Raw genomic sequence first — 23,346 nt, forward strand, 5'->3', positions numbered from 1 at the left:
GCCGACAGGCATGGGCTTCCGTGACGGTCGCAAGGCGCGTCGGGCTTGACTTTCCGGGCGCGTTCTTTATGTGTCGCGACAAGTTTCCCGCGTCCGGGTGTTTTCCCGTGCTCCAGCGGCCAAAACCCCACGAACAAACGGACTGATACCATGGCCAAAGCCGCAAACATCAAGATCAAGCTTCTGTCGACCGCCGACACCGGTTTCTTCTACGTGACCAGCAAGAACAGCCGCACCAAGACGGACAAGCTGTCGTTCCGCAAATACGACCCGGTCGCCAAGAAGCACGTCGAGTTCAAGGAAACCAAGATCAAGTAATCTGGTTTTCCGAGAGAATGCCGAAACGCCGCCCATCGGGCGGCGTTTTTGCATGCAATATGGTCTTGGCCGCTCGGCGGCCGCGCCCCTATCCTACCCGGTCGCCGCTTTTCGGTTCGAAAACATGCAGCGCCGCCGGATCGGCCGATAGCCGCACTGTCTCGCCAGGCTTCACGCCGGCGCGGCCCATGGCGAACACGCAAAGCTGCTGGCCGGCCAGCTTGACGTAGAATTGCGTCGAGAGCCCGAGCGGCTCGACCACCACCACTTCGCCTTGCAGCGGACCGTCATCCGCCAGCCTCATATGCTCCGGCCGCAAGCCGACGGTAACCGCATCGCCCTCCCTGAGCGGCAGGCCATCCTGCAAGCGCAGTTTCTGGCCATCGGACAGCACTGCATCCGCCTTGCCGCCCTTTTCGACCCTTGCCGGCAGGAAATTCATGCCTGGCGAGCCGATGAATCCGGCGACGAACATGTTGGCCGGCCGGTCGTAGAGGTCGAGCGGCGCACCGACCTGCTGGACGACGCCGTCATGCATGACGACGATGCGATCGGCCATGGTCATGGCTTCGATCTGGTCATGCGTGACATAGACCGATGTGGTCTTCAGTTGCTGGTGAAGCGCCTTGATCTCGGCGCGCATGTGCACGCGCAGCTTGGCGTCGAGGTTCGAAAGCGGCTCGTCGAAAAGAAAGACCTTGGGATCGCGCACGATCGCCCGACCCATGGCGACGCGCTGGCGCTGGCCGCCGGAAAGCTGGCGCGGCAGGCGTTGCAGGAAATTGTCCAGCCCAAGCCGTCTGGCGGCGCCGTCGACACGCGCGTCGATCGCCTGCTTCTCTGCCTTCCTCAGCATCAGGCTGAAGCCCATGTTCTTCGACACGTCCATATGCGGATAGAGCGCGTAGGACTGGAACACCATGGCAATGTCGCGGTCTTTCGGCGCGACGTCGTTGACCAGCCGCTCGCCGATACGGATCTCGCCATCGGAAACCTCCTCCAGGCCGGCGATCATGCGCAGAAGCGTCGATTTCCCGCAGCCGGACGGACCGACGAGGACGACGAACTCGCCGTCGGCGATGTCGAGGTCGACCGCGTGCAGCACACGCACGGCGCCATAATCTTTGCGGACCTTTTCCAGCGTAACGGAAGCCATCGATTATCCCTTCACGGCGCCGGCGGTGAGGCCGGTGACGAGATAGCGTTGCAGGAAGCCGAAGAAGATGCAGACCGGGATCAGCGCCAGGATCGACGCCGCCATCATCTGCCCCCAGTCGACGGCGAACTTGCCGATGAAGGTGAGCAGGCCGACGGCGAAGGTCTTCTTGTCATCGCTGGAGATCAGCATCAGCGCGAACAGGAGTTCACTCCAGGCAGCGGTGAAGACAAAGCCGAGCGTGGCGCCCATGCCGGGCAGCGTCAGCGGCACGATCACCCGGCGCATCGCCTGCGCGCGTGTGCAGCCGTCGATCATCGCCGCCTCCTCCAGGTCCTTCGGTATGCCGTCGAAGAAGGACTGCATCAGGAAGGTTGCAAACGCGGTGTTGAAGGCGGTGTAGATGATGATCAGCCCGGTCAGGCTGTTGATCAGGCCGATCTGGCCCATCACGCGATAGATCGGTGGAATGACCATGACTAGCGGGAAAGTCTGGGTCAAAAGCAGCATCAGCGCCAGTGCCGCCTTGCCGCGAAAGGTGAAGCGCGACATGGCGTAGCCGGCGAGCGTCGCGATGACAGTCACCAGTGCCGCCGTCGAAACCGAGACGATGACGCTGTTGAGGAAATAGCGCGGAAAGTCCGTGGCCTCGAGCACGGTGACAAAGTTCTGCAACGTCATCTGCGACGGCCAGAAGGTGATGCCTTCGGAATAGAGAAGCCGTTCCGGTGTAACCGATATCTTCAGGGTCCAGAAGATCGGGAACAGGGCGAAGATCACATAGGCCGCGATGGCCGCGTAGAGCCCGACGCCGCCGAAGAAGCGTTGCGAAGATGAGCGTCCCGCGATCATCAGACGTGCCTCACCAGAGAGCGACGGATGGCGATCAGCGCAATCGCATAGGCAATGAGCAGGACGAGCAGCAGCACGGCAACCGCCGATGCGTAGCCCTTGTCCAGCGACTTGAAGGCGCTGACATAGATGTAGACCGGCACCGTATTGGTCGACCCGGCCGGCCCGCCCTCGGTCATGACGAAGATCAGGTCGGCGAAAGTGGCGATCCAGATGGTGCGCAGCATCACCGTGATGGCGATGGTCGGCGCCAGGAACGGCAGTGTCACCTTGGTGAAACGTTGCCAGGGCGAGGCGCCGTCGATCGCCGCCGCCTCATGCAGTTCCGCGGGAATGGATTTCAGTGCCGCCAAAAGCGTGATGGCAAAGAACGGAATGCCGAACCAGACATTGGCGACGATCGGCCCCCACATGGCCGTCGCGGGATCGGAGAGAATGTTGGTCGGCTCGGCCTTCAGCCCTAACGCGAACAGCCAGTGCGGCAGCGGCCCGATGATCGGATTGAACAGCCAGGCCCAGGTCAGGCCCGACAGGAAGGACGGCACCGCCCAGGGCAGGAACACCAGCGCCTGCACGAGTTTACGGCCGTGAAACGGCTTGTCGAGCAGCAGCGCCAGGCCAAGGCCGAGGAAGAACTGGAAGAATAGGCTGGAGACCGTCCACCACAGCGTATTGACCAGCGCCTGGCCGAGCACGGCATCCGACAGCATAGCGTGATACTGCCCGAGCCCGACATATTCCGACTTGAAAGCCGAAAACTTACGGAAGGAATAGCTGATGCCGATGACCAGCGGCACCAGAAGTACCACGACCAGCAGGATGATCGCCGGGCTGAGATATAGCCAGGGTTCGGTGGCAGCGTGCGTCAGCCGCTTCTTTCGAGGCTTGCCGGCGGGTCGTATTTCGGAAACGGCATAGGTCATTGGCGCTCGCGGTGAAGGGTGGATGCCGGCGTGGCAACAGCACCCTTCTCCCCGTTTACGGGGAGAAGATGCCGGCAGGCAGATGAGGGGCAGCGCTGAGTTGAGAGAACCTGGCGCCGCCCCTCATCCGGCCCGATCAGGCCACCTTCTCCCCGTAAACGGGGAGAAGGGAAGAAAAGCTACTTCTTGTTCTTCGCCATCCAGTCCTGCTGTTCCTTGGTCAGGAAAGCGGCCCATTGATCGGCAACTTCCTTGGCCGTCTTTTGGCCAAGCAGCACTTCCTGGAAATTCTTGATCGCCACCTGGTCGACGAAATTGCCGAGGTTCTCCAGATGCGTCGGCGGCGTCACCATTTCATATTTGGCGCTGTCGCTGAGCTCGGTGAACCAGCCCTTGAACTGCTCGGTCTTGAAATGCGGATCCTGGTCGGCGCCGTTGTGGATGGGGACGACGCCGACTTCCTTGGCCCATTCCAGATTGTCCTTGGGCGACAAAAGCGTCGCCATCAGCTTCCAGGCGTCGTCCTTGTGCTGCGAATTGGCGAACATCGCCCAGCCGGCATAGCCGAGCGTCGGATAGGATTTGCCGCTCGGCCCGACCGGCAGCGGCGCCACGGCGAAGTCGTCTGCGCTCATCTTGTCGGCGATGCCGAGAAGCGCGTCCGGATCCTGGTTCAGCATGGCGCAGGTTCCGGAATAGAAGCCGGTGACGGTTTCGTTAAACCCCCAGCTCACCGCGTCCTTGGGCGCCAGGCCCTGCTTGTACATGTCGGCCAGCATCTGCAGGCCCCTGACCGAGCCCTCCTCGTTGATGGTCGAGGTGCCGTCCTCGTTGAAGTAGCCGCCCTTGCCCTGAGCGATGTTCATGAACATGTGCATGCCGTTGAAGGCGCCGGGGCCGCCGCGCAGGCAGTAGCCGTATTTGCCCGGAATGGCGGAGATCTTCTTGGAATCGGCGACGAATTCGTCGAGCGTTGCCGGCGGGCCGTCGAGGCCGGCTTCCTTGAACAGCTTCTTGTTCCAGAACAGCGCGTTCACATAGTAGCCGTAGGGGATCATGAACTGGGTGTTGTTGACGGTCGAGCCGAACTGCTTGGCTCGGTCCCCGAGCGTCTTGGCATCATCCCACTTGGCCATGTACGGACCCAGATCCTCCAGCTGGGCATTGTTGGCGTAGAGGCCCATCCAGCGTTCCGGCATCTCGACCACGTCGGGCGTATCGCCTGCCTGCACCATGGTCAGGAACTTTTCGAAAGCCTGCCCCCAGGGCAGCGAGATCAGCTCGACCTTGATGCCGGGATTGGCCTTTTCGAATTCGGCGATCTGCTTCTTCAGGAACTCCGTGCGCGGCGGGCTGGTGATGACTTCGACCATTTTCAGGGTCGAATCGGCCAGCGCGTTTCCGGCGGAAATCGCCAATCCCGCGGCTGTGGCAAGCATGACGGTCAGTTTTTTCATCTTCAAGACTCCCATTTTGAAGCGGCTTGTTATTTTCTGGCTTTTTCGAAGGCCTGCGCCACGTCGGCCCACAGATCCTCGACACTTTCCAATCCGACATTGAAGCGGATGGTTCGGGGGCTGACGCCGAAGCGCGCCATCGAATTCAGTCCCGGCGTCTGCTCCAGCGACGCCTTGGCCGGCACGACCAGGCTCTCATGGCCGCCCCAGCTCACGCCGATGCGGAAATATTTCAACGCATCGACGAAGACGGGGATGTCGATATCCTCGGTGACCTCGAAGGAGAACAACCCCGCGTAACCAGCAAGCGTCGCCTTGCCCGGATGGTTCGAATAGGCGGGGTGGTTGACGCGCTCGACATTGCCATGCGCCTTCAGCCGCTCGGCGATGGCGAGCCCGCTCTTCATGTGGTGCGGCAGGCGCAGCGGCAGCGTGCGCAACCCGCGCAGCAAGAGCCATGCCTCGAAGGGCGAAAGCTTGCCGCCGAGATAGGAATACGTCTGCTCGTTGATGTGCTTGATGTGGGCGGCCGAGCCTGCCACCACGCCGGCGACCGTATCGCTGTGGCCGCCGAGATATTTCGATGCCGAATGCAGCACCAGATCGACGCCATGCGCGATCGGCTTCTGGAACACAGGCGTTGCCCAGGAATTGTCGATCGTGGTGACGATGCCCTGCTCCTTCGCCAGCCGGGTCAGGTGAGCCAGGTCCTGCAGCTCGAACATCATCGAGGTCGGGCTCTCCAGATAAAGCAGCCTGGCGCCCGGAAGGGCCGCCGCCACCGCATCCGGATCGGAGCCGTCGACATAGTCGACCCTGATGTTGAGCCGCGGCAAAAGCCGCTCGAACAGCCGATAGGCATCACCATAGCAATTGCGCACCGCAACGATGCGCTCGCCGGCACCGACGAAGGCGAGCACCGTGGCGCTGATCGCCGCCATGCCGCTGGAAAAGCCGCGCGCGGCCTCGGCGCCCTCAAGCGCGGCGACGCGTGCCTCGAACTCCATCACCGTCGGATTGTCGCCGCGCGAATAGATCGGCTGCTTCCGTTTGCCGGCAAAAGTATCCGCCATCTCGGCATAGTTGGCGAAGGTGAACAGCGATGTTTGATAGATCGGCGGCACCACCGCCCCACCTGGGAAAGGCTCGTCATGCGCCAGAAGCGTCGCCGCCTCGGCAAGATAGTCGTGATCGAAACCTGAGGGATGTTCGTTCATGTCTGGCTCGAAAGTTTGAGTTTTGCCGCGCCGCGCTTGAGGTCGTCCTCGACGGTGGCGATCAGCTTGAGCGCCTCGGCGCGGGCGCCGTGCGGGTCGCGCGCGGCGATGCGCTCGTAAATGGTCCGATGGTAGGGAAAGCTGGCGTGGCCGAAGTCGCGCACGCCGAGCGGATGCTCCCAGAAGCGGTGGAACAATTCGTGCATGGCGGCGATGATCTGCTCGAACAGCGGGTTGCCGGAAACCCTGTAGATCGCTTGGTGGAACTCCCAGTCCTCTTCCGAAGACATGCCCTCGCGCGTGCGGAACGCCTGCTCCATGATGTCGAGCTTGCGCTCGATTTCGGCGATATCGGTCTGGCTTGCGCGTTCGGCGCAAAGGGCGGCGGCTTCCGCCTCCAGCGCGCGGCGGATTTCAAGCGTCTGCATCAGGCTGGTGAAGTCGTTGCCGCCCGCAAGCGTCAGCGGCAGATGCAACATGTCCGGCGAAACGGCTGCCTTGAGATAGGTGCCGCTGCCTTGCCGGCGCTCGACCAGCCCGAGCCCTTCCCACCGCGTCAGCGCCTCGCGCACCGTGTTGCGGCTGACCTTCAGCCGCTCCGCCAGGATGCGTTCCGTTGGCAGCCGCTCGCCCGGCTGGAGGGCCTCGGCACGAACAAAGCCTACCAACGCCTTCAGCACGGCGTCGTCACGCGCCGTCGTCTGAATAGGTGGCAGGCTGTTTTGATCCACAATTCCTCCCGAACCGCTGGCAAGTGGTTCAATGGTCCAACCAATTCGCGCACAGATCGCACCTCCTGTCAATCTGATGTCAGGAGACCTTCCACCGTAAAGCTCGCAACGCTTGCCAAGCACGCGTGGGCGGAGCGCCAGGCCGGCGTCGACCCTGCTACGCCACAGCAGCGGGCGGCCCGAACCAGGTGGTCAGCGCATCGGCCAGTCCCTGTTGGCTTCCGGAACCAACCCATGCCACGTACCCGTCGGGGCGGATCAGCACCGCGTCGGGTCCGGCGACGGCCCCGAGAACTGGCAGCTCCCAGTCGTCGTCGTACACGGCGTCGACCTGCTGGACCCGATTCGCCCATGGCTTGATGTCCAGCCTGCCGGGCGTGCCGAGGTTGATCAGCACCGGCCGGGCATGGTGCAGCAAGGTAAACAGCCGCGCCGGCCCGCTGGCGGTGAGCAGATCGAGATCGGGCATTCGCCGCCCGAGCAATGGATGCCGCTCGCCCAAGTCGTAACGAACGTCCAGGCCGGACATTTCGGCCGCGATGCGTTTGCGAGGCTCCTCCAGGTCGAGCAGTTCGGCAATGGTGTCGCCCAGAGCCTTGGTGCGGTCATCCATGCGCCGAAGCGCGACCTGTGCCATCGTGTTGCGCAAGACACGGGCGGCGACCGGATGGCGCTCGGCTTGATAGCTGTCGAGCAGGTTGTCGGGTGATGTCCGCTTGACGACCTGGGCCAGTTTCCATCCCAGGTTGACCGCGTCCTGCACACCGATATTGAGCCCCTGCCCGCCCATCGGAGGATGCACATGCGCCGCGTCGCCGGCCAGCAGGACACGCCCGACGCGGTAAGCGGCAGCCTGACGCGTCATATCGGTGAACCGCGATATCCAGGTCGGATTGTGGACGCCGAAATCGGTGCCATAGATAAGGGTGAGCGCCTCGCGGAGATCGTCCAATGTCGGTTCACCACCGATGATCAGTTGTCTCTCGGTCAGCACGACACCCACCCTATCGCCTTCCTCGATCTTGCCTATCGCATGGGTTCCGTGGGCGTCGCTGCGAAAGCCCAATGGCGGTTCTTCCGACATCTCGACCTCGGCGATCATCCAGCTCATCGTCGGATCCCATCCGGCGAACTCGATGCCCGCCGCCTTGCGGATCGTGCTGCGTCCACCGTCGCATCCCACGAGGTACTGCGCTTTCATCCGTCGGCCATCGGACAGCCCCACATCCACGCCACTGTCGTCCTGCATGAAATCCGTGACTTCCTGTCCGCGATGGATCAGCACCCCCAACTCGCTGATCCAGTCGGCCAATATCCGCTCGATGTGGTTTTGCCGCAGTGCCAGCAGATAGTTGTGCCGGCTGGGAAAGTCGCTGATGTCCAAACGGATCATGTGGAAGCCGACGGTCGGGAAGCATTGCCCCTGGGAGAGGAATCGGTCGGCGATCCCGCGCTGGTCGAGCACCTCGATTGTGCGTGCGTGCAGGCCACCTGCGCGCAAGCCAATCAGCTGCTGGGTCGGGCGCCGCTCGACAATGGCGACGTCGATGCCCGCCAATGCGAGTTCGCCTGCCAGCATCAATCCTGTCGGGCCGCCCCCGGCGACAATCACCGCATGATTTCGACGCGATCCATCTGTCGGTGCACGCATTCCCGTCACTCCGCTCCCATTGGCTAGGCTGCGGTTTTACGGGAGGAACCCAGGCTTGAAGCAAGCCCCTGGGCGCCATATGTATGAAGTGAGGAGCAACGCCCTCTGCCGAATGGCAAGAGAGCGTGCGGCGCAGCTCTTCACATCGGGGCTCGCCTTTACAGTCAAAAAAGCGCTGTCGATATCGTGCGCAAAAAGCCCTGATTTCCGGAGCTTGGCGCAGAATCCTGATACTATTTTGAAAGGGGGCCGGTCGGCGTTTGGCAGCGGTACGAGGAGGCCACTATGTGCCAGCGCCGGCCGGCCGACCCCACGGACCCAGGAGATGCGGCGGACCTGAGCATCATGGGGTATTTTTGATCGACCCGACTGTCTGTCCTCGTGCCGGCGTCGCTCTGTCTGTGGCCGCACATTTGCGCAAGAGCTTATGAAAATCAACAGTTTCTTAACCAAGCCTCGCAAATCGCTTGGATTAAGGTAAATGGGTAACCTTGCCGGATTGACGGATACTCTTATCCGGTCCGTCAGGCAGCCTTGGCGACGACGCGGTTGCGGCCACCGCTCTTGGCTTCATAGAGCGCCAAATCGGCGCGTTTCATCAACGCCGCGACCGTATCCACTCCCTTCAGCACCGACGACACGCCGACGCTGACGGTGACGGTGACCTCGATGACCTTGCCGTCAGGCCCGATGGCGAACGGCATCTGGGCGATTTCGGCGCGGATGCGTTCGGCCACCTTTTCGGCGACCGCTCCATCGGTGTCTGGCATGACCACCACGAACTCCTCACCGCCGAACCGGCAGGCCAGATCGATGCCGCGCACGTTCTTGCGCAGCCGCCGCGCGAATTCCCGCAGCACCTCGTCGCCACCGTCATGGCCATGCGTGTCGTTGATCGACTTGAAGCGATCGAGGTCGGTGATCATCACCGACAGCGGTCGACGCCGCGCCACGGCGCGGTCGAACAGCGTCTGGAGATGGCTGTCGAGATAGCGGCGATTGTGCAGCCCGGTCAGCCCGTCGGTCACCGCCATTTCGATCGTCTGCGTCACGCTGGCGCGCAATTGGTCGTTGTAGCGCTTGCGGCGCACCTGGGTGCGCAACCGCGCCGTCAGTTCGTGCTGGTCGATCGGCCGCATCAGATAGTCGTTGATGCCGAGTTCGAGGCCACGAATGATGCGCTCCTCCTCGCCCTCCTCCGCCAGCAGGATGATCGGCAGGAAGCGTGTGCGATCGAGCGAGCGCAGTTGCGAGCAGAGCCGAAGCGGATCGAAATCGGCAAAGCTCGTCGAGATCATCACGCATTCATAGGGGGTCTCCGCCGCCTGGAAGAAGCCGGCATGCGGATCGCTGGCGACATCCAGGTCAGCACAGTCGCGCAGCATCTTCTGGACGCGCTCGATCGACGATTTGCGCTCGTCGATCAGAAGCACTTTCGGCGTCGTGTCCTCGGAGGCGAAATTGCGGCTGAGCAACTCTTCGATGCCGATGTTGCGCGTGGTCGAGGCGCGCAGCCGCAACTCGTCGGTCAGCGACTTCAGCCTGACGAGGCTTTTGACGCGCGTCATCAGTTGCAGGTCGTTGACGGGTTTGGTCAGGAAATCGTCGGCGCCGGCCTCAAGCCCGCGCACCCTGTCGGAAACCTGGTCGAGTGCGGTGATCATCACCACTGGAATATGCGACGTCGCCGGATCGCTCTTCAGGCGGCGGCAGACCTCGAAGCCGTCCATATCCGGCATCATGACGTCGAGCAGCACGACGTCGACCTTGCCGTTCTCGCAGGTCTCGATTGCATCCGGGCCGTTGGTGGCGGTCAACACCTCGAAATATTCGGCCAGCAGCCGAACCTCCAGCAGCCTCACATTGGCAGGGATGTCGTCGACGACGAGAATCCGAGCGGTCATTTCACAAGGCTCCGGCTTTGGCGGCAAGGTGCATCAGGAATCACCCAAGTAGGACTTGATGGTTTCGATGAAGCGCGGCACCGAGATCGGCTTGGAGATATAAGCCTCGCAGCCGCCCTGGCGAATGCGCTCCTCGTCGCCCTTCATCGCGAAGGCGGTGACGGCAATGACCGGGATGACGTGCAGGTCGTCATCTTCCTTCAGCCATTTCGTCACCTCCAGCCCCGACACTTCAGGCAACTGGATGTCCATCAAAATGAGATCCGGCCGGTGCTGACGCGCCAGATCGAGCGCTTCCAGACCGTTGCGGGTGCGAACTGTCTCGTAACCGCTTGCTTCGATGAGGTCCCGAAAGAGCTTCATGTTGAGCTCATTGTCCTCGACGATCATGACCTTCTTAGGCATCGATATCCCGTCCCGGCCGCTGTTCCGATCGAAGCGGCCGTTATGCGCCCTTCCGGAACGCACCAAACCCTGGTTGACTGTACGGCAATATGATTGACGAAACGGAAACCTGCGGCGAGAAAAGCTGCTCCGCTTCCACCTCGGGCCCCGCACTGAAGAGGTAGTGACTTGCCGCAAGCGACGCTTGCCATTACTGCGGAAGAGACTCACATTCCGCATACCCTGAAAGGTAATGATGGCAAACGCAGCGTCAATGCGCGAAGAGGCCGAAACCATTGCCGTGAAGGCTCTGGCCTTCGTCGCCTCAGATCCCGAACTGCTGCCTCGCTTCCTGGCGATCACCGGCATCGAGGCGCATTCGATCCGCAAAGCTGCCGGCGAGCCGGGATTTCTGGCCGGTGTGCTGCAGTTCGTTCTCGCCCACGAACCCACATTGCTGCGTTTTGCCGAGGAAACCGGCACGCCACCGGCCTCCGTCGGCAAGGCGTTGCGCGCGCTGCCGCTGGGCGACGACAACCACGAGCATTCGATATGAGTGACAATCCCAAGACGGCGCCGCCGATCGCCAGGTCGCGCGAAGTTTGACGCTTGTCGACCAACGGATTTCGGTTTGGGAGAACGACATGCACAAAATGACGGCTTGAAGCGCGTCGCCTGAATCTGTTCGAACGCGACGCGCTTTGGTGAGCCGAGTGGTTACTGTGCCGGATCCGCCTGGTCCGTCTCGTCGCCGCCATCGTCAATGCTGTCGTCCTCGGCAGGATCGGCCGGCTTCAGCATGACGCCATTGACAATGACCGAACCGTCCGGCTTGGCGTTGATGACCCATTCCATACGGCCGTCCGTCAAGGTCTTGCCGAACCCTTTCACCATCAGGACCACAGGCACGTACTGCGCCACTTCTGGTTCCGATTTCGCCGCTTCCTGCAGGCCTTCGACGATCTTGTCGAAGCCGGCGACGTCCCGTCACATTGGCTTCGGGCTTCTCGCTAGGAAATGTCATTTCGCCTTCCAAGGCGATTTCGGTATCCTTGTTCTTGATGGTGCTATGGCCAATGACGACCTTCGGCGTCTTGGCCATGAAGTCGGTTTTGAGCTGCTCTCCGAATTCGGCCGACAGCGGCGGGTTCTTATTGAGATCAAAGGCTTCGATTGCCTTCTTCGCCATGCTGTCGAGATCGATATTGGCGCCGCCGACGTTCAGATCGATATCGGTCGGCAGCAGCGCCATGCTCCAGCTCGGCAGAAGCTGCTGCGGCACGGTCAACCCCGACGCCTTGATGCCGTAGCCGAGCGTACCGCTCTGGGCGACGCCATCCATTCCGAAGGCGGTGCTGAGCTGCGCCGCGCCGAACGTGCCGACCGGGCTCTCGACCGCGAAATCCTTGAACCCGTATGTCCCGTCGATGCGCTCCCACACGGGTAATGCGGCGAGCAGAAGCGATTTGAGCTGCGCCTGGTTGGCTTTCAGCGTGGCTTCGTTCTCATTGGCGACGGCAAATGCCAGGAGATTAAGCAGCGGCTTCGCCTGCACGCCCTTACCATTGGCCTCGACAGACAGTTCCGGTGATTTGATGGTGACCGGGAATTTCAATCCGCTTTCAGGATCGTCGAACTTGATCGCCTCGACAAAGTTCGAGATTTTTTGCGACATCGTGAAATCGACGCCGCCATTGGCAGCCTTGGTGGCGGCCATGGTCGCGGTGCCGGCGTCGGCGCTGATTTCCATGTGCTGCTTGGCATCTTGCGAGGCCATCGTCATGCCCGCCATCGAACTGGTGCCGCTGGTAAAGGCCGCCAGATTGGGATCGTAGACACCGGAACCCTTGCCGTCCTTGATCGAAAATTGCGTGCTTTGCAGCCCCTGGGGCCCGTTGAACGCGAAGGACGCGCTTTGCGAAAGATCCATCGAGACATCCCAGGTCCCATCGCTGCGCGGCTTGACCAGCAGGGCGTAGGGCGCAAAGTCGAATTTCAACAGCTTCTGGTCGGGCAAAGTGCCGGCGAGCGCCTTGAAATCGAACACGATCTTGTAGGCGCCGCCTTCGACCGAAACCTTCAGAATGCCCTTGTCGAGCGCCTGTTTGCCGACATAGCGGGACAGGTCCTCGGATAGTTGCCTTGCACCCTGGCTGTCGACGCTCTGGCCGAAAGCGGGCGCGCTGAGCAGAAGCGCGATAAAGGCGATTGGCAACATCCGGTTCACGTAGAATTCTCCGTTTGGTCGAAAAGGCAAAATCGTATCCTGCCTGTGGTAGGGAATGACCGTCGCAACTGCAAGATGGCGAAGTTCAGGCGCTCGGCTCCAGCACCAGCCGCATCAACGGCCGGCCCGCCTTGCGCTCCAGGAGCCGCTCAAACCCGGCCTTCTCGAACACGCGCGACGAGCCCACGAACAGCCCGATGGAGCGTGAATCCTTCGACAGGTCTATCGGGCAGGCTTCGACCATTCGCGCGCCGTTCCTGCGGGCGAAATCGATGCCGCCTTCGACCAGGCGATGGCTGATGCCCCGGCCCCGCGCCTTGGCGCGGATGAAGAAACAGGAAATCGCCCAGACGCCCGGATCCGACGCATCCGCGGGATCGACCGGAGCCGAGCCCCGGCCCCGGTTGTTCCATTCGGGCACGTCGGCGCGCGGCCCGATCTGCATCCAGCCGACTGCTTTGCCGTCCTCGAACGCCAGCATGCCCGGTGGCGGGCCTGCTTCGATGCGTGCCCGGATGTGGTCCTTGTTGCGTTCGCGGCTGCTTTCGCGACGGACCGCCGGCGCCAACCGGAAATGCGTGCACCAGCAGCCGTAGCAGGCGCCCTGCTTGCCGAAGAGATCTTCGAATTCAGGCCAGAGCTCAGGCGTCAGCGGCACTATGGTCGTGCTCATGCGTTCTCCCCAGGCCAAGCTTGTCGCTAGCCTTGCACTGTCGTACCATTGCGTTTGTTCTCTTTATGTTCGCAGCGATGGCGGCTCCTGTCAATAATCCTGATCACGGTTTCTGCCGCGACTGCCTGGCCTTTCAGCGCAGCGATGCCAGGCGCTGCGAGCGATGCGGCAGCCCCAGGCTTGCTCGTCATCCCGAGCTGTACCGGCTGCATCTGGCCCATATCGACTGCGACGCTTTCTATGCGGCGATCGAAAAACGCGACAACCCGGCACTGAAGGACAAGCCGCTGATCATCGGCGGCGGCAAGCGCGGCGTCGTCTCCACCGCCTGCTACATCGCCCGGATAAGGGGCGTGCGTTCCGCCATGCCCATGTTCAAGGCGCTCGAGGCTTGCCCCGAAGCGGTGGTTATCCCGCCCAACATGGAAAAATATGTGGCCGTCGGGCGCGAGGTGCGCGCCATGATGCAAGCGCTGACGCCGCTGGTCGAGCCGCTCTCGATCGACGAGGCGTTTCTCGACCTTGCCGGAACCGAACGGCTGCACGGCCTGCCGCCGGCGGTGGTGCTGGCCCGTTTCGCGCTGGCCGTCGAGAAGGAGATCGGCATCACCGTTTCGTCAGGTCTGTCCTACTGCAAGTTCCTGGCCAAGGTGGCGTCGGATTTCCGCAAACCGCGCGGCTTCTCGGTTATCGGCGAAGCGGAAGCCGTGGGCTTCCTCGCCGCACAGCCGGTGAGCATGATCTGGGGTGTCGGCAAGGCATTCAACGCCACGCTCGAACAGGACGGCATCCGCACCATCGGCCAGATCCAGAAGATGGACCGCGGCGACCTCATGCGCCGCTATGGCGTGATGGGCGACCGGCTTTACCGGCTCTCGCGCGGTGAGGACGTTCGCCGCGTCGATCCCGACCAGGACGCCAAGAGCGTATCGGCCGAAACCACTTTCGACACCGATATAGCTTCGCTGGACGAGCTGATCTCGGTACTGCGGGGCCTTTCGGAAAAGGTCTCGGCACGATTGAAGAAATCCGGTATCGCCGGACGCACGGTGGTGCTCAAGCTGAAGACGCAGGATTTCAAGATCCGCACCCGCAACCGCCAGCTCGGCGACCCGACCCGGCTCGCCGACCGCATCTTTTCGACCGGGGTCGAGCTGCTGCGCAAGGAAACCGACGGCACCAAATACCGGCTGCTCGGCATCGGCGTCAGCGATCTTTCCCCCGATGACAAGGCCGATCCGCCCGATCTGGTCGATATCCAGTCGCGCAAGCGGGCCATGGCCGAAGGCGCCATCGACGCGCTGCGCGACAAGTTCGGCCGCAAGGCGGTGGAAACCGGCTATACGTTCGGCAAGGGCCGCGACACCCACACGCCGGAGCCGCTGGAAGACTAAGCTTTAACGGGCTGATGAAGAAGGTCCACCAGTGTGGCAAAGCGCGTCACACCGCTACCACCTCCGTCATCCTCGGGCTTGTCCCGAGGGTCTACGTGCCTGGAAAGAAAAGCTATTACATCCAGTTAGTTGTGGTGATGATGGCAGGTCCTCGGGACAAGCCCGAGGATGACGGGAATCGCGGTGCGCTGCACTCCTGGCGCCGGTTTGAAATTGAGAGCCTCTTTCAGCAGCCCACTAAGTTCGGGTTAGGTCTATCCTGCTCGTCACCATGCTCTTGCCGGTTTTCGGATCAGTGTCGATCACCGTCAGCCGCATGCCGTTCTCGCCTCGTTTCTCGACCTTCATCTGCGCCTTTCGGTCACCATTGACTTCCTTGGCCCAACGGATGCCGAGATTGATCGCGTTGCCCGAACGGGTGCCGTTCAATTGCGCAGGCCCGGTACGAGACCCGACATAAGTGCCGCTATATTTCGCTCCGGCAGTCCTCAGGTCCGCGCTGATGGCGCGGGTCACCACGATAAGCCCTCGGCAATTGCCATCGAGCGACAATGAGGTCGACGTCGCGTTTGACCTGAACGTGCAGGACACATTCACCGTCGGCGCGTCGGTGGTCACCTTGACGATGCCCTTGCCGGTGAAATTGCCCTTGAACGACTGGAGAAATCTGGACTCGTCGGCATGTGCCGCGCCTGCCGTGACCAACAGACAGCCAGCAAGCGCAAATTGCGCAAATGATCTCATCGAAGTTCTCCTATCGACATTGAAAGGCACCTGCGAAGCACTTCCGATATTCGGAACTCAACGCCCCCTGCCGTGCCAGGTTCCGCCTTCAACATGACTGTTTTGCAACATCCGGCTGGCCCAGAAGAATGCGGCTGCTAGCGGTTGCGGCAAAAGCCACGGCCTGCGACATAGCGGAGATGGCACCCACCCCTTCCATCCCCAAGGCCGCGTTCTGGATGGCGCTGTCGATCGCCTCGTTCCTGGCGATGTCGGTCGCGGGCCGCGCCACCACGGCCGAGCTCAACGTTTTCCAAGTGCTGGAGCTGCGCTCGGTGATCGGCTTTTTCATCCTGCTGCCGCTGGTCATGCAAAATGGCGGCTTTGCCGCTATGCGCACTGGGCGGCCGCTCGCCCATGTCACGCGCAACGTGGTTCACTATACGGGCCAGGCGGCGTGGCTCTACGCTCTGACGCTGATCCCATTGGCGGTACTGATCTCGATCGAATTCACGACACCGATCTGGACGGCGATCCTGGCGGTCACCTTTCTCGGCGAAAGGCTCACCCGGCCGAAGCTCGGGGCCGTGGCGCTCGGGCTGATCGGTGTTGTGATTATTGTGCGCCCCGGCGTCGGCTCGGTCGATCCGGGACATCTGGTCGTGCTGGGCGCGGCAATGTGCTTCGGCATCTCGCTGGTCCTGGTCAAGTCGCTGACGCGGACCGACAGCGTTGTGCGAATCATCTTCTGGATGCTGATCATCCAGTCGGTGCTCGGCCTGATCCCGGCGCTCTACGAATGGCGTAACCCGTCGCTCGAGCTGTGGCCGTGGATCCTGCTGATCGCCTTCACCGGCATGTCGTCGCATTTCTGCATGGCCTGGGCGCTGAGCTACGCCGATGCCACTGTCATTTCGCCGATGGATTTCCTGCGCGTGCCGCTGTCGGCATTGATCGGCTGGCTGCTCTACCAGGAGCAGATCGACGCCTTCACCGCAGGCGGGGCATTGCTGATCCTCATGGGCAATATGCTCAACCTGCAGCGCCGGCAGCCAAAGCCGGCGCAAGCGGCGGCATCGTAGCGCGCCTCAATCGCCCCTCAACCTCCCCTCAATCACCACTGTCGGGTATGTTGAGGAGGTGGCCGCAGGCCTTGCAGTGAACGGCGTCCGGCTCGTGCCGTTGCAGGCCGCATTGTGGACAGGGAAAGAACACCTTGGCCGGTCGGAAGATCGCCTGCGCCAGCCTGACGAACAGCGATATGCCGATGATCATGGTCACGATCGCCGTCAGTTTGCCGGCCATTCCCGGCAGCACGATGTCGCCGAACCCGGTCGTGGTTACCGTCGCGACGGTAAAGTAAAGCGCGTCGATGTAGCTTTCCAGCCCGCTCCGCTGCGGAAGAAGAAAGTGTAGACGAAACCGGTGATCACGAAGAGGAACGTCAAGAGATTGATCACCGCGTGGCTCGCTTCGCGCCAGGGCCGCAGGCCCTGCATCTCGAAATGGCGCCAGAGCGAACCGCTGCGCGACAGCGACCATAGCCGCAGGATACGCAGAAAGCCGAGATTGGCGAGCGCCGTCGGCATCAGCAGCGTCAAAAGGATGAAAATGTCCACCCAGGAGGTCGGCTGCTTCATCAGCCGCAGCATGTCATTCGAGGCAAGCAGCCTGGCAACCAGGTCGGCGGCGACCAGAGCCGCCACCGCATAGTCGAGCCACAGGAATGAGGCCGACTGCTGGATGACGGGCGTTGCGATGAAGAAGGCGATGATGGCTAGGTCGATGATGATCGCAACCAGCTGAAACCAAAAGGCCGCCGGCGTGCGGCCGTGGTAGAGCTTGCGCAACGTGTCGCGCAGCCGCGCCGTTGTGGAACGGTCCTGCAATCCGTCGCTGTCTTTCGTCTTCATGGCAATTGCGGTGATTTGAGCGGCGGATGCCGCCCGGCGGATTGCCACCAGTCCCCGGACGGGGCGATCACACCAGCTCCACTTCGACCACGCCTGGCACGGCGCGCATCGCCGAGGCGATTTGCGGCGAGACGCGGTAGCCCCCCTGCAGGGCAATCTCCACCTCGCCCTGCGCTTCTTCCTTGATAACGATGATGCTCACCTGACTTTCACCGCGCTGGGTAAGCTGCGACTGAATGATCGAGGCAGGCGCATCGTTTCTGACGAAGATGCGCAGCGCCTTCTGGATGCGGCTGGCCTCGTCCTCAAGCGACTGCACGGTCTGTATGCGCAGGTTGACGCCTTCCGGCCTGTCTTCCGCCGCCACGGTGATGACGACGGAGCGGCCCGGCTCCAGCATGTCGCGATACTGCGCCAATCCTTCGGAAAACAGCACCGCCTCATACTGGCCGGACGTGTCCGAGAACTGCACCACGCCCATCTTGTTGCCGGTCCGCGTCTTGCGCTCCTGCTTGGTGGTCACGGTGCCGGCGAGGCGCCCTGCGGTGGCACCGCGCTTGACCGCGGCCGAAAACTCCGCCCAGTTCTGCACCCGCATCTTCTGCAGCGCCGCCTTGTACTCGTCCAGCGGATGGGCGGAGAGATAGAAACCGACCACCTGGAATTCGCGGTGCAGGCGGTCGGCGGCGAGCCACGGTTCGGTCACGGGCAAGTTGAGCGCCTGCGACTGTGCCCCTAGAGACGCGCCGAAAATGTCGGCCTGGCCTGAGACGGCGTTCTGCTGCGCCAGTGACGCCAGCCCCATCATCCGCTCGACGCCAGCCATCATCGCGGCGCGGTCATGGCCGAAACAGTCTAGCGCTCCGGCCATGATCAGGCTTTCGAAGACGCGCTTGCCGACGATTTTCGGATCGACCCTTTCGCAGAAATCGGCCAGGCTCTTGAACGGCTTCTCGCCGCGCATGGCGACGATATGCTCAACCGCCGCGTCGCCGACGCCCTTGAGCGCGGCCATCGAATAGTAGATGCGGTTCTCGCCGACCTCGAAGGGACGAAAGCTTGATATCACCGACGGCGCCACCACCTCGATGCCGAGGCGCAGCGCATCCTGGCGAAAGTCGGCGAGCTTGTCGGTGTTGCCCATGTCGAGCGTCATCGACGCCGCCAGGAATTCGACCGGATAATGCGCCTTGAGATAGGCGGTCTGGTAGGAGACGACGGCGTAGGCGGCCGCGTGCGATTTGTTGAAACCGTAGTCGGCGAACTTTGCCAGCAGATCGAAGATGAAGTCGGCCTGCGGCTTTGCGACGCCACGTTCGACCGCGCCCGAGACAAAGCGCTCACGCTGCTTGTCCATCTCGGCGCGGATCTTCTTGCCCATGGCACGGCGCAGAAGGTCGGCTTCGCCGAGCGAATAGCCGGACAGCTCCTGCGCGATCTGCATCACCTGTTCCTGGTAGACGATGACGCCTTGCGTTTCCTTCACCAGATGGTCGATCTTGGGATGGATCGACGCCATCTCCTCCTCGCCATGCTTTCTGGCGTTGTAGGTCGGGATGTTCTCCATCGGCCCCGGCCGGTAGAGCGCCACCAGCGCGATGATGTCCTCGATGCAGTCGGGTCGCATGCCGATCAGCGCCTTGCGCATGCCGGCACTTTCCACCTGGAACACGCCGACCACTTCGCCGCGCGACAGCATCGCGTAGGTGTCGGGATCGTCGAGCGGGATCGTCGCCAGGTCGATGTCGATGCCGCGGCGGCGAATCAGCTTCACCGCCGTCTCCAGCACGGTCAGCGTCTTCAGGCCGAGAAAGTCGAACTTCACGAGCCCGGCCTGCTCGACATATTTCATGTTGAACTGGGTGACCGGCATGTCCGAACGAGGATCGCGGTACATCGGCACCAGCTCCGACAGCGGCCGGTCCCCGATGACGATGCCGGCGGCGTGCGTCGACGCGTGGCGATAAAGGCCTTCCAGCTTCTGTGCCATGTCGAGCAGCGTCTGGACGATCGGCTCCTTTTCGGCCTCCTCGGCGAAACGCGGCTCGTTGGCGATGGCGTCCGCCAGTTTTACCGGATTGGCCGGGTTCTGCGGCACCATCTTGGACAGCTTATCGACCTGGCCGTAAGGCATCTGCAGCACGCGGCCGACGTCGCGCAGCACGGCGCGGGCTTGCAGCGTTCCAAAGGTGATGATCTGGCCGACCTGGTCGCGTCCATATTTCTGCTGGACGTAGCGGATCACCTCTTCGCGGCGGTCCTGGCAGAAGTCGATGTCGAAATCGGGCATCGACACGCGGTCCGGATTGAGGAAGCGCTCGAACAGCAGCGAGAAACGCAGCGGATCGATGTCGGTGATGGTGGTGGAATAGGCGACCAGCGAGCCCGCACCCGAGCCGCGCCCCGGCCCCACTGGAATGCCTTGCGACTTGGCCCATTTGATGAAGTCGGCAACGATCAGGAAGTAGCCCGGGAATTTCATCTTCTCGATGATGCCGAGCTCGAATTCGAGCCTCTCGCGGTATTGCTCGACCGTATACCCCGGCGTCGGTCCGTGCGCGGCAAGCCGGGCCTCCAGCCCTTCACGCGCCTGGCGGGCGAGTTCGGCGGCCTCGGCCTTCTCGGCTGCGTCCTTGTCGGACGCGTCGCCGCCGGTGAATCGCGGCAGGATCGGGCTGCGGGTTTTCGGATAATAGGAGCAGCGCAACGCGATCTCGACCGTGTTGTCGATCGCTTCCGGCAGGTCGGCGAACAACGCTGCCATCTCAGCCTGGCTACGCAGGAAATTGTCCGGCGAAAGCCGGCGGCGATTGTCCACGGCGACGACCGAGCCCTCCGCTATGGCGATCAGCGCATCATGCGCCTCATAGTCGTCGCGCGACGAGAAGAACGCCTCGTTGGTGGCGACGAGCGGCAATTCGTGGGCATAGGCGAGATCGATCGTGGAATGTTCTATCAGCCGGTCGTAACCGGAAACTCGTTCCAGTTCGACATAGAGCCGATCGCCGAACAGGGCTTTCAGGGTCGACAGCCGGGTCTCCGCGAGATCGCGTCGATCCTCCTTCAGAGCCGCGCCGATAGGGCCGCGGGGACCGCCGCTGAGGCAGATCAACCCCTCGGCCTGGCCCTCCAGCATCTCGCTGGTCAGATGCACCGCCTCGCCGGGCGGCGTCTCCAGGTAAACGCGGCTCACCAGCCTGACCAGATTGGAATAGCCGGCTTCGGTCGCCGCGATAAGCACGACTGGTCGCATCTCGGGCCCCTGCCGTCGGCGGTCGCGCTGGCCGTCAACGTTCTCGCCGGAAAAGGCGAGCGCGATCTGGCAGCCGATGATCGGCTGGATGCCGTCCTTCACCGCCTTCTGCGCGAATTCGAGCGCGCCGAACAGATTGTTGGTATCGGTGACCGCGATAGCCGGACACTCGTCCTTGACCGCATGGCCGACGATCTTCCCGAGCTGGAGCGCGCCTTCCAGCAGCGAATAGGCCGAATGCACGCGAAGATGCACGAAAGGACGCGCCGGCGCTTCGGGCGCCGCCGCCTTCACGGCCGCTTCGCGCAGCAAGGGGTCGCGTGGAAGTCTATCATCCGCCATGGTTTTTCGCGTTTCCCGAAGGACTTGAGTCGATCAAGATGTATTGTCCGGCACCGGGCGATGCCAGTCCAGCACAAACGAACATCGGCCACAGGCTTCCGCCCGCCCCGCTTCAGGCGAATTCCATGATCACTGCGTCGACGGCCAGGCTGTCGCCCGGCTTGGCGTTGAGTTTCGCCACCACGAGATCGCGCTCGGCGCGCAGCACGTTCTCCATCTTCATCGCCTCGACGACGGCCAGAGTCTCGCCGGCCTTGACCTCCTGGCCCTCGGCGACGGCGATCGACACGACGAGGCCGGGCATGGGACATAGCAGCAGGTTGGACGTGTCGGGCGCCAGCTTTTCCGGCATCAGCCTTTCCAGCGCGGCAATGCGCGGCAGCATGGCGCGCGCCGTCACCGAAAGCCCTTTCCAGGCGATGCGAAGGCCGTTTGGCGCCGGGCGCAGTTGCGCCACCATTTCACGCCCGCCGACGATGCCGCGCCAGACCAGTTCGCCCGGCCGCCAGGCCGATGAAACCGTCAGCGGCTTGCCGCCCTCGATGGACAAGTCGACTTCCATCGGAATGGAGATCATGCCCTCCAGGATGCACGCGGACAAATAGTCCTTGCCAATCTTCACCACCCAGTCGCGCTTGAGTGTTCCCGAATGCGGCGCCAAGCGCCCGCCCAGCCGGTCGAGCCGGTCGCGGCGCAGCAATTCGATCACGGTGGCGACCGCCGCCAACACGGCCTTGTCGTCATGATCGGGCAGGATCGGCGCAAAGCCGTCGGGATATTCCTCCGCGATGAATCCGGTCGAAATCCGCCCTTCCCGCCAGCGCGGATGCTGCATGAGCGCCGCCAGGAATGGAATGTTGTGCTCGATGCCGTCGACGACAAAACTGTCCAACGCTTCGGACATCGCGTCGATTGCCTCCAGCCGGGTCGGCGCCCAGGTGCACAGCTTGGCAATCATCGGGTCGTAGAACATCGAAATCTCCGATCCCTCGGTGACGCCGGTGTCGTTGCGGATGACGACGTCGCCGACTTGCCCTTCCTGTGGCGGTCGATAGCGCGTCAGGCGACCGATCGACGGCAGGAAGTTGCGGTAGGGATCCTCGGCATAAAGCCGGCTCTCCACCGCCCAGCCATTCAGTTTCACGTCGCTTTGCTTCAAGGCGAGCTTCTCGCCGGCTGCCACACGGATCATCTGCTCGACCAGATCGACACCGGTGACAAGCTCCGTCACCGGATGCTCGACCTGCAATCGTGTATTCATTTCAAGAAAATAGAAGTTTTTCTCAGCGTCGACGATGAATTCCACCGTGCCGGCGCTCTGGTAGTCGACGGCCCTGGCCAGCGCCACCGACTGCTCGCCCATGGCCTTACGCGTCCTGGCATCGAGAAAAGGCGATGGCGCCTCCTCGGCTACCTTCTGGTTGCGGCGCTGGATCGAGCATTCGCGCTCGCCGAGATAGAGTGCGTTGCCATGCGCGTCGGCCAGCACCTGGATCTCGATGTGGCGTGGATCGACGATGAACTTCTCGATGAACACGCGATCGTCGCCGAACGAGCTCTTGGCCTCCGAACGCGCCCGGTCGAAGCCGTCGCGCACTTCCGATCGGTTCCAGGCGATGCGCATGCCCTTACCGCCGCCGCCGGCCGAGGCCTTGATCATCACGGGATAGCCGATCTCTCCGGCGATCTTCTGAGCGTGGTCGGCGTTCTCGACGACGCCGAGCCAGCCGGGAACCGTCGAAACATTGGCGGCGTTGGCGAATTTCTTCGATTCGATTTTGTCGCCCATGGCCTTGATGGCCTTCGGCTTCGGCCCGATGAAGACGATGCCCTCCTTCTCTAGCGCCTCGCAGAAGGATGCGCGCTCAGACAGGAAGCCATAGCCGGGATGCACAGCCTGAGCGCCGGTCGCCTTGCACGCCGCGATGATTTTCTCAGGCACGAGATAGCTCTGCGCGGCTGGCGACGGTCCGATATGCACCGCCTCGTCGGCCATCTCGACATGCACGGCATCGCGATCGGCGTCGGAATAGACAGCGACCGTGGCGATGCCCATCCTGCGCGCGGTCTTGATGACGCGGCAGGCGATCTCGCCACGGTTGGCGATCAGGATTTTGGTGAACATGCGGGCAAATTCCCCTCCTGCGGACGGTCCAGTTCTATGTATTATGTCGCTATGTCTCAAGTACCGTGTGCGTGGCACGAACGCCTGCGGTCAAGGGTGTGCT

Annotated in this window: 18 protein-coding genes and 1 pseudogene; 4 read left to right on the forward strand and 15 right to left on the reverse strand. The window is 62.5% G+C overall.

Annotation, left to right across the window (positions count from 1 at the left end; genetic code table 11):
• Positions 1-150 precede the first annotated feature (150 nt).
• Complete coding sequence (gene rpmG / locus LB533_RS10980; RefSeq protein ID WP_006201775.1) at positions 151-318, forward strand: 50S ribosomal protein L33; 168 nt, start codon at positions 151-153, stop codon at positions 316-318.
• 88 nt (positions 319-406) lie between these two features.
• Here rpmG and LB533_RS10985 read toward each other — a convergent pair whose 3' ends face one another.
• The 9 genes from LB533_RS10985 to LB533_RS11025 all read right to left on the reverse strand — a co-directional run bounded on the left by LB533_RS10985 (position 407) and on the right by LB533_RS11025 (position 10,614).
• Positions 407-1,474, reverse strand: a complete 1,068-nt coding sequence (locus LB533_RS10985; RefSeq protein WP_224677158.1) for an ABC transporter ATP-binding protein — start codon at positions 1,472-1,474, stop codon at positions 407-409.
• A 3-nt stretch (positions 1,475-1,477) separates the two neighbouring features.
• Positions 1,478-2,326 carry a carbohydrate ABC transporter permease gene (locus tag LB533_RS10990; RefSeq protein WP_140501552.1) on the reverse strand — a complete coding sequence of 283 codons (849 nt, stop codon included), beginning with the start codon at positions 2,324-2,326 and terminating at the stop codon, positions 1,478-1,480.
• Positions 2,326-3,249 carry a carbohydrate ABC transporter permease gene (locus LB533_RS10995; RefSeq protein WP_224677159.1) on the reverse strand — a complete coding sequence of 308 codons (924 nt, stop codon included), beginning with the start codon at positions 3,247-3,249 and terminating at the stop codon, positions 2,326-2,328. Before LB533_RS10995 ends, LB533_RS10990 begins: the two co-directional genes overlap by 1 nt.
• 179 nt (positions 3,250-3,428) lie before the next feature.
• Complete coding sequence (locus LB533_RS11000) at positions 3,429-4,706, reverse strand: ABC transporter substrate-binding protein (RefSeq protein ID WP_224677160.1); 1,278 nt, start codon at positions 4,704-4,706, stop codon at positions 3,429-3,431.
• A 29-nt stretch (positions 4,707-4,735) separates the two neighbouring features.
• Positions 4,736-5,923: a PLP-dependent transferase gene (locus LB533_RS11005; protein WP_224556632.1), complete on the reverse strand. Its 1,188-nt coding sequence runs from the start codon at positions 5,921-5,923 to the stop codon at positions 4,736-4,738.
• Positions 5,920-6,654: a FadR/GntR family transcriptional regulator gene (locus tag LB533_RS11010; protein WP_140501544.1), complete on the reverse strand. Its 735-nt coding sequence runs from the start codon at positions 6,652-6,654 to the stop codon at positions 5,920-5,922. Before LB533_RS11010 ends, LB533_RS11005 begins: the two co-directional genes overlap by 4 nt.
• Positions 6,655-6,811: 157 nt before the next feature.
• Positions 6,812-8,305, reverse strand: coding sequence for an FAD-dependent monooxygenase (locus LB533_RS11015; protein ID WP_224677161.1), 1,494 nt, complete (start codon positions 8,303-8,305; stop codon positions 6,812-6,814).
• Positions 8,306-8,829: 524 nt separating this feature from the next.
• Positions 8,830-10,209 (reverse strand): PleD family two-component system response regulator, encoded by a 1,380-nt coding sequence (locus LB533_RS11020; protein ID WP_224677162.1) that lies wholly within the window; start codon positions 10,207-10,209, stop codon positions 8,830-8,832.
• 33 nt (positions 10,210-10,242) lie between these two features.
• Positions 10,243-10,614, reverse strand: coding sequence for a response regulator (locus LB533_RS11025; protein ID WP_140501538.1), 372 nt, complete (start codon positions 10,612-10,614; stop codon positions 10,243-10,245).
• A 235-nt stretch (positions 10,615-10,849) separates the two neighbouring features.
• On the opposite strand from LB533_RS11025, the gene LB533_RS11030 reads away from it, so the two are divergent.
• A complete protein-coding gene (locus LB533_RS11030) occupies positions 10,850-11,149 on the forward strand; it encodes a DUF3572 domain-containing protein (protein WP_140501536.1) in 300 nt (99 codons plus the stop codon).
• Positions 11,150-11,353: 204 nt separating this feature from the next.
• Here LB533_RS11030 and LB533_RS11035 read toward each other — a convergent pair whose 3' ends face one another.
• Together LB533_RS11035 and LB533_RS11040 are read right to left on the reverse strand one after the other, a co-directional pair.
• Positions 11,354-12,820, reverse strand: coding sequence for a hypothetical protein (locus tag LB533_RS11035; protein ID WP_411970881.1), 1,467 nt, complete (start codon positions 12,818-12,820; stop codon positions 11,354-11,356).
• An 85-nt stretch (positions 12,821-12,905) separates the two neighbouring features.
• Positions 12,906-13,493, reverse strand: a complete 588-nt coding sequence (locus LB533_RS11040; RefSeq protein WP_224677163.1) for a GNAT family N-acetyltransferase — start codon at positions 13,491-13,493, stop codon at positions 12,906-12,908.
• A gap of 65 nt (positions 13,494-13,558) precedes the next feature.
• Here LB533_RS11040 and LB533_RS11045 point away from each other — a divergent pair, with 65 nt between their 5' ends.
• A complete protein-coding gene (locus LB533_RS11045; RefSeq protein ID WP_224677164.1) occupies positions 13,559-14,887 on the forward strand; it encodes a DNA polymerase IV in 1,329 nt (442 codons plus the stop codon).
• Between the two features lie 237 nt (positions 14,888-15,124).
• On the opposite strand, the gene LB533_RS11050 is transcribed toward LB533_RS11045, so the two are convergent.
• On the reverse strand, positions 15,125-15,631 hold the full coding sequence (locus tag LB533_RS11050; protein WP_224677165.1) for a hypothetical protein: 507 nt from the start codon (positions 15,629-15,631) through the stop codon (positions 15,125-15,127).
• A 179-nt stretch (positions 15,632-15,810) separates the two neighbouring features.
• Here LB533_RS11050 and LB533_RS11055 point away from each other — a divergent pair, with 179 nt between their 5' ends.
• Positions 15,811-16,692, forward strand: a complete 882-nt coding sequence (locus LB533_RS11055; protein ID WP_140562437.1) for a DMT family transporter — start codon at positions 15,811-15,813, stop codon at positions 16,690-16,692.
• A gap of 28 nt (positions 16,693-16,720) precedes the next feature.
• Here LB533_RS11055 and LB533_RS11060 read toward each other — a convergent pair.
• The 3 genes and pseudogenes from LB533_RS11060 to LB533_RS11070 all read right to left on the reverse strand — a co-directional run bounded on the left by LB533_RS11060 (position 16,721) and on the right by LB533_RS11070 (position 23,243).
• A pseudogene (locus tag LB533_RS11060) lies at positions 16,721-17,523 on the reverse strand (potassium channel family protein).
• A 67-nt stretch (positions 17,524-17,590) separates the two neighbouring features.
• On the reverse strand, positions 17,591-21,118 hold the full coding sequence (dnaE, locus tag LB533_RS11065; protein WP_140638880.1) for a DNA polymerase III subunit alpha: 3,528 nt from the start codon (positions 21,116-21,118) through the stop codon (positions 17,591-17,593).
• A gap of 112 nt (positions 21,119-21,230) precedes the next feature.
• Positions 21,231-23,243 (reverse strand): acetyl/propionyl/methylcrotonyl-CoA carboxylase subunit alpha, encoded by a 2,013-nt coding sequence (locus LB533_RS11070; RefSeq protein WP_140638881.1) that lies wholly within the window; start codon positions 23,241-23,243, stop codon positions 21,231-21,233.
• Positions 23,244-23,346 lie beyond the last annotated feature (103 nt).

It is taken from the genome of Mesorhizobium sp. BR1-1-13, from assembly GCF_020165515.1.
Lineage (GTDB): Bacteria > Pseudomonadota > Alphaproteobacteria > Rhizobiales > Rhizobiaceae > Mesorhizobium.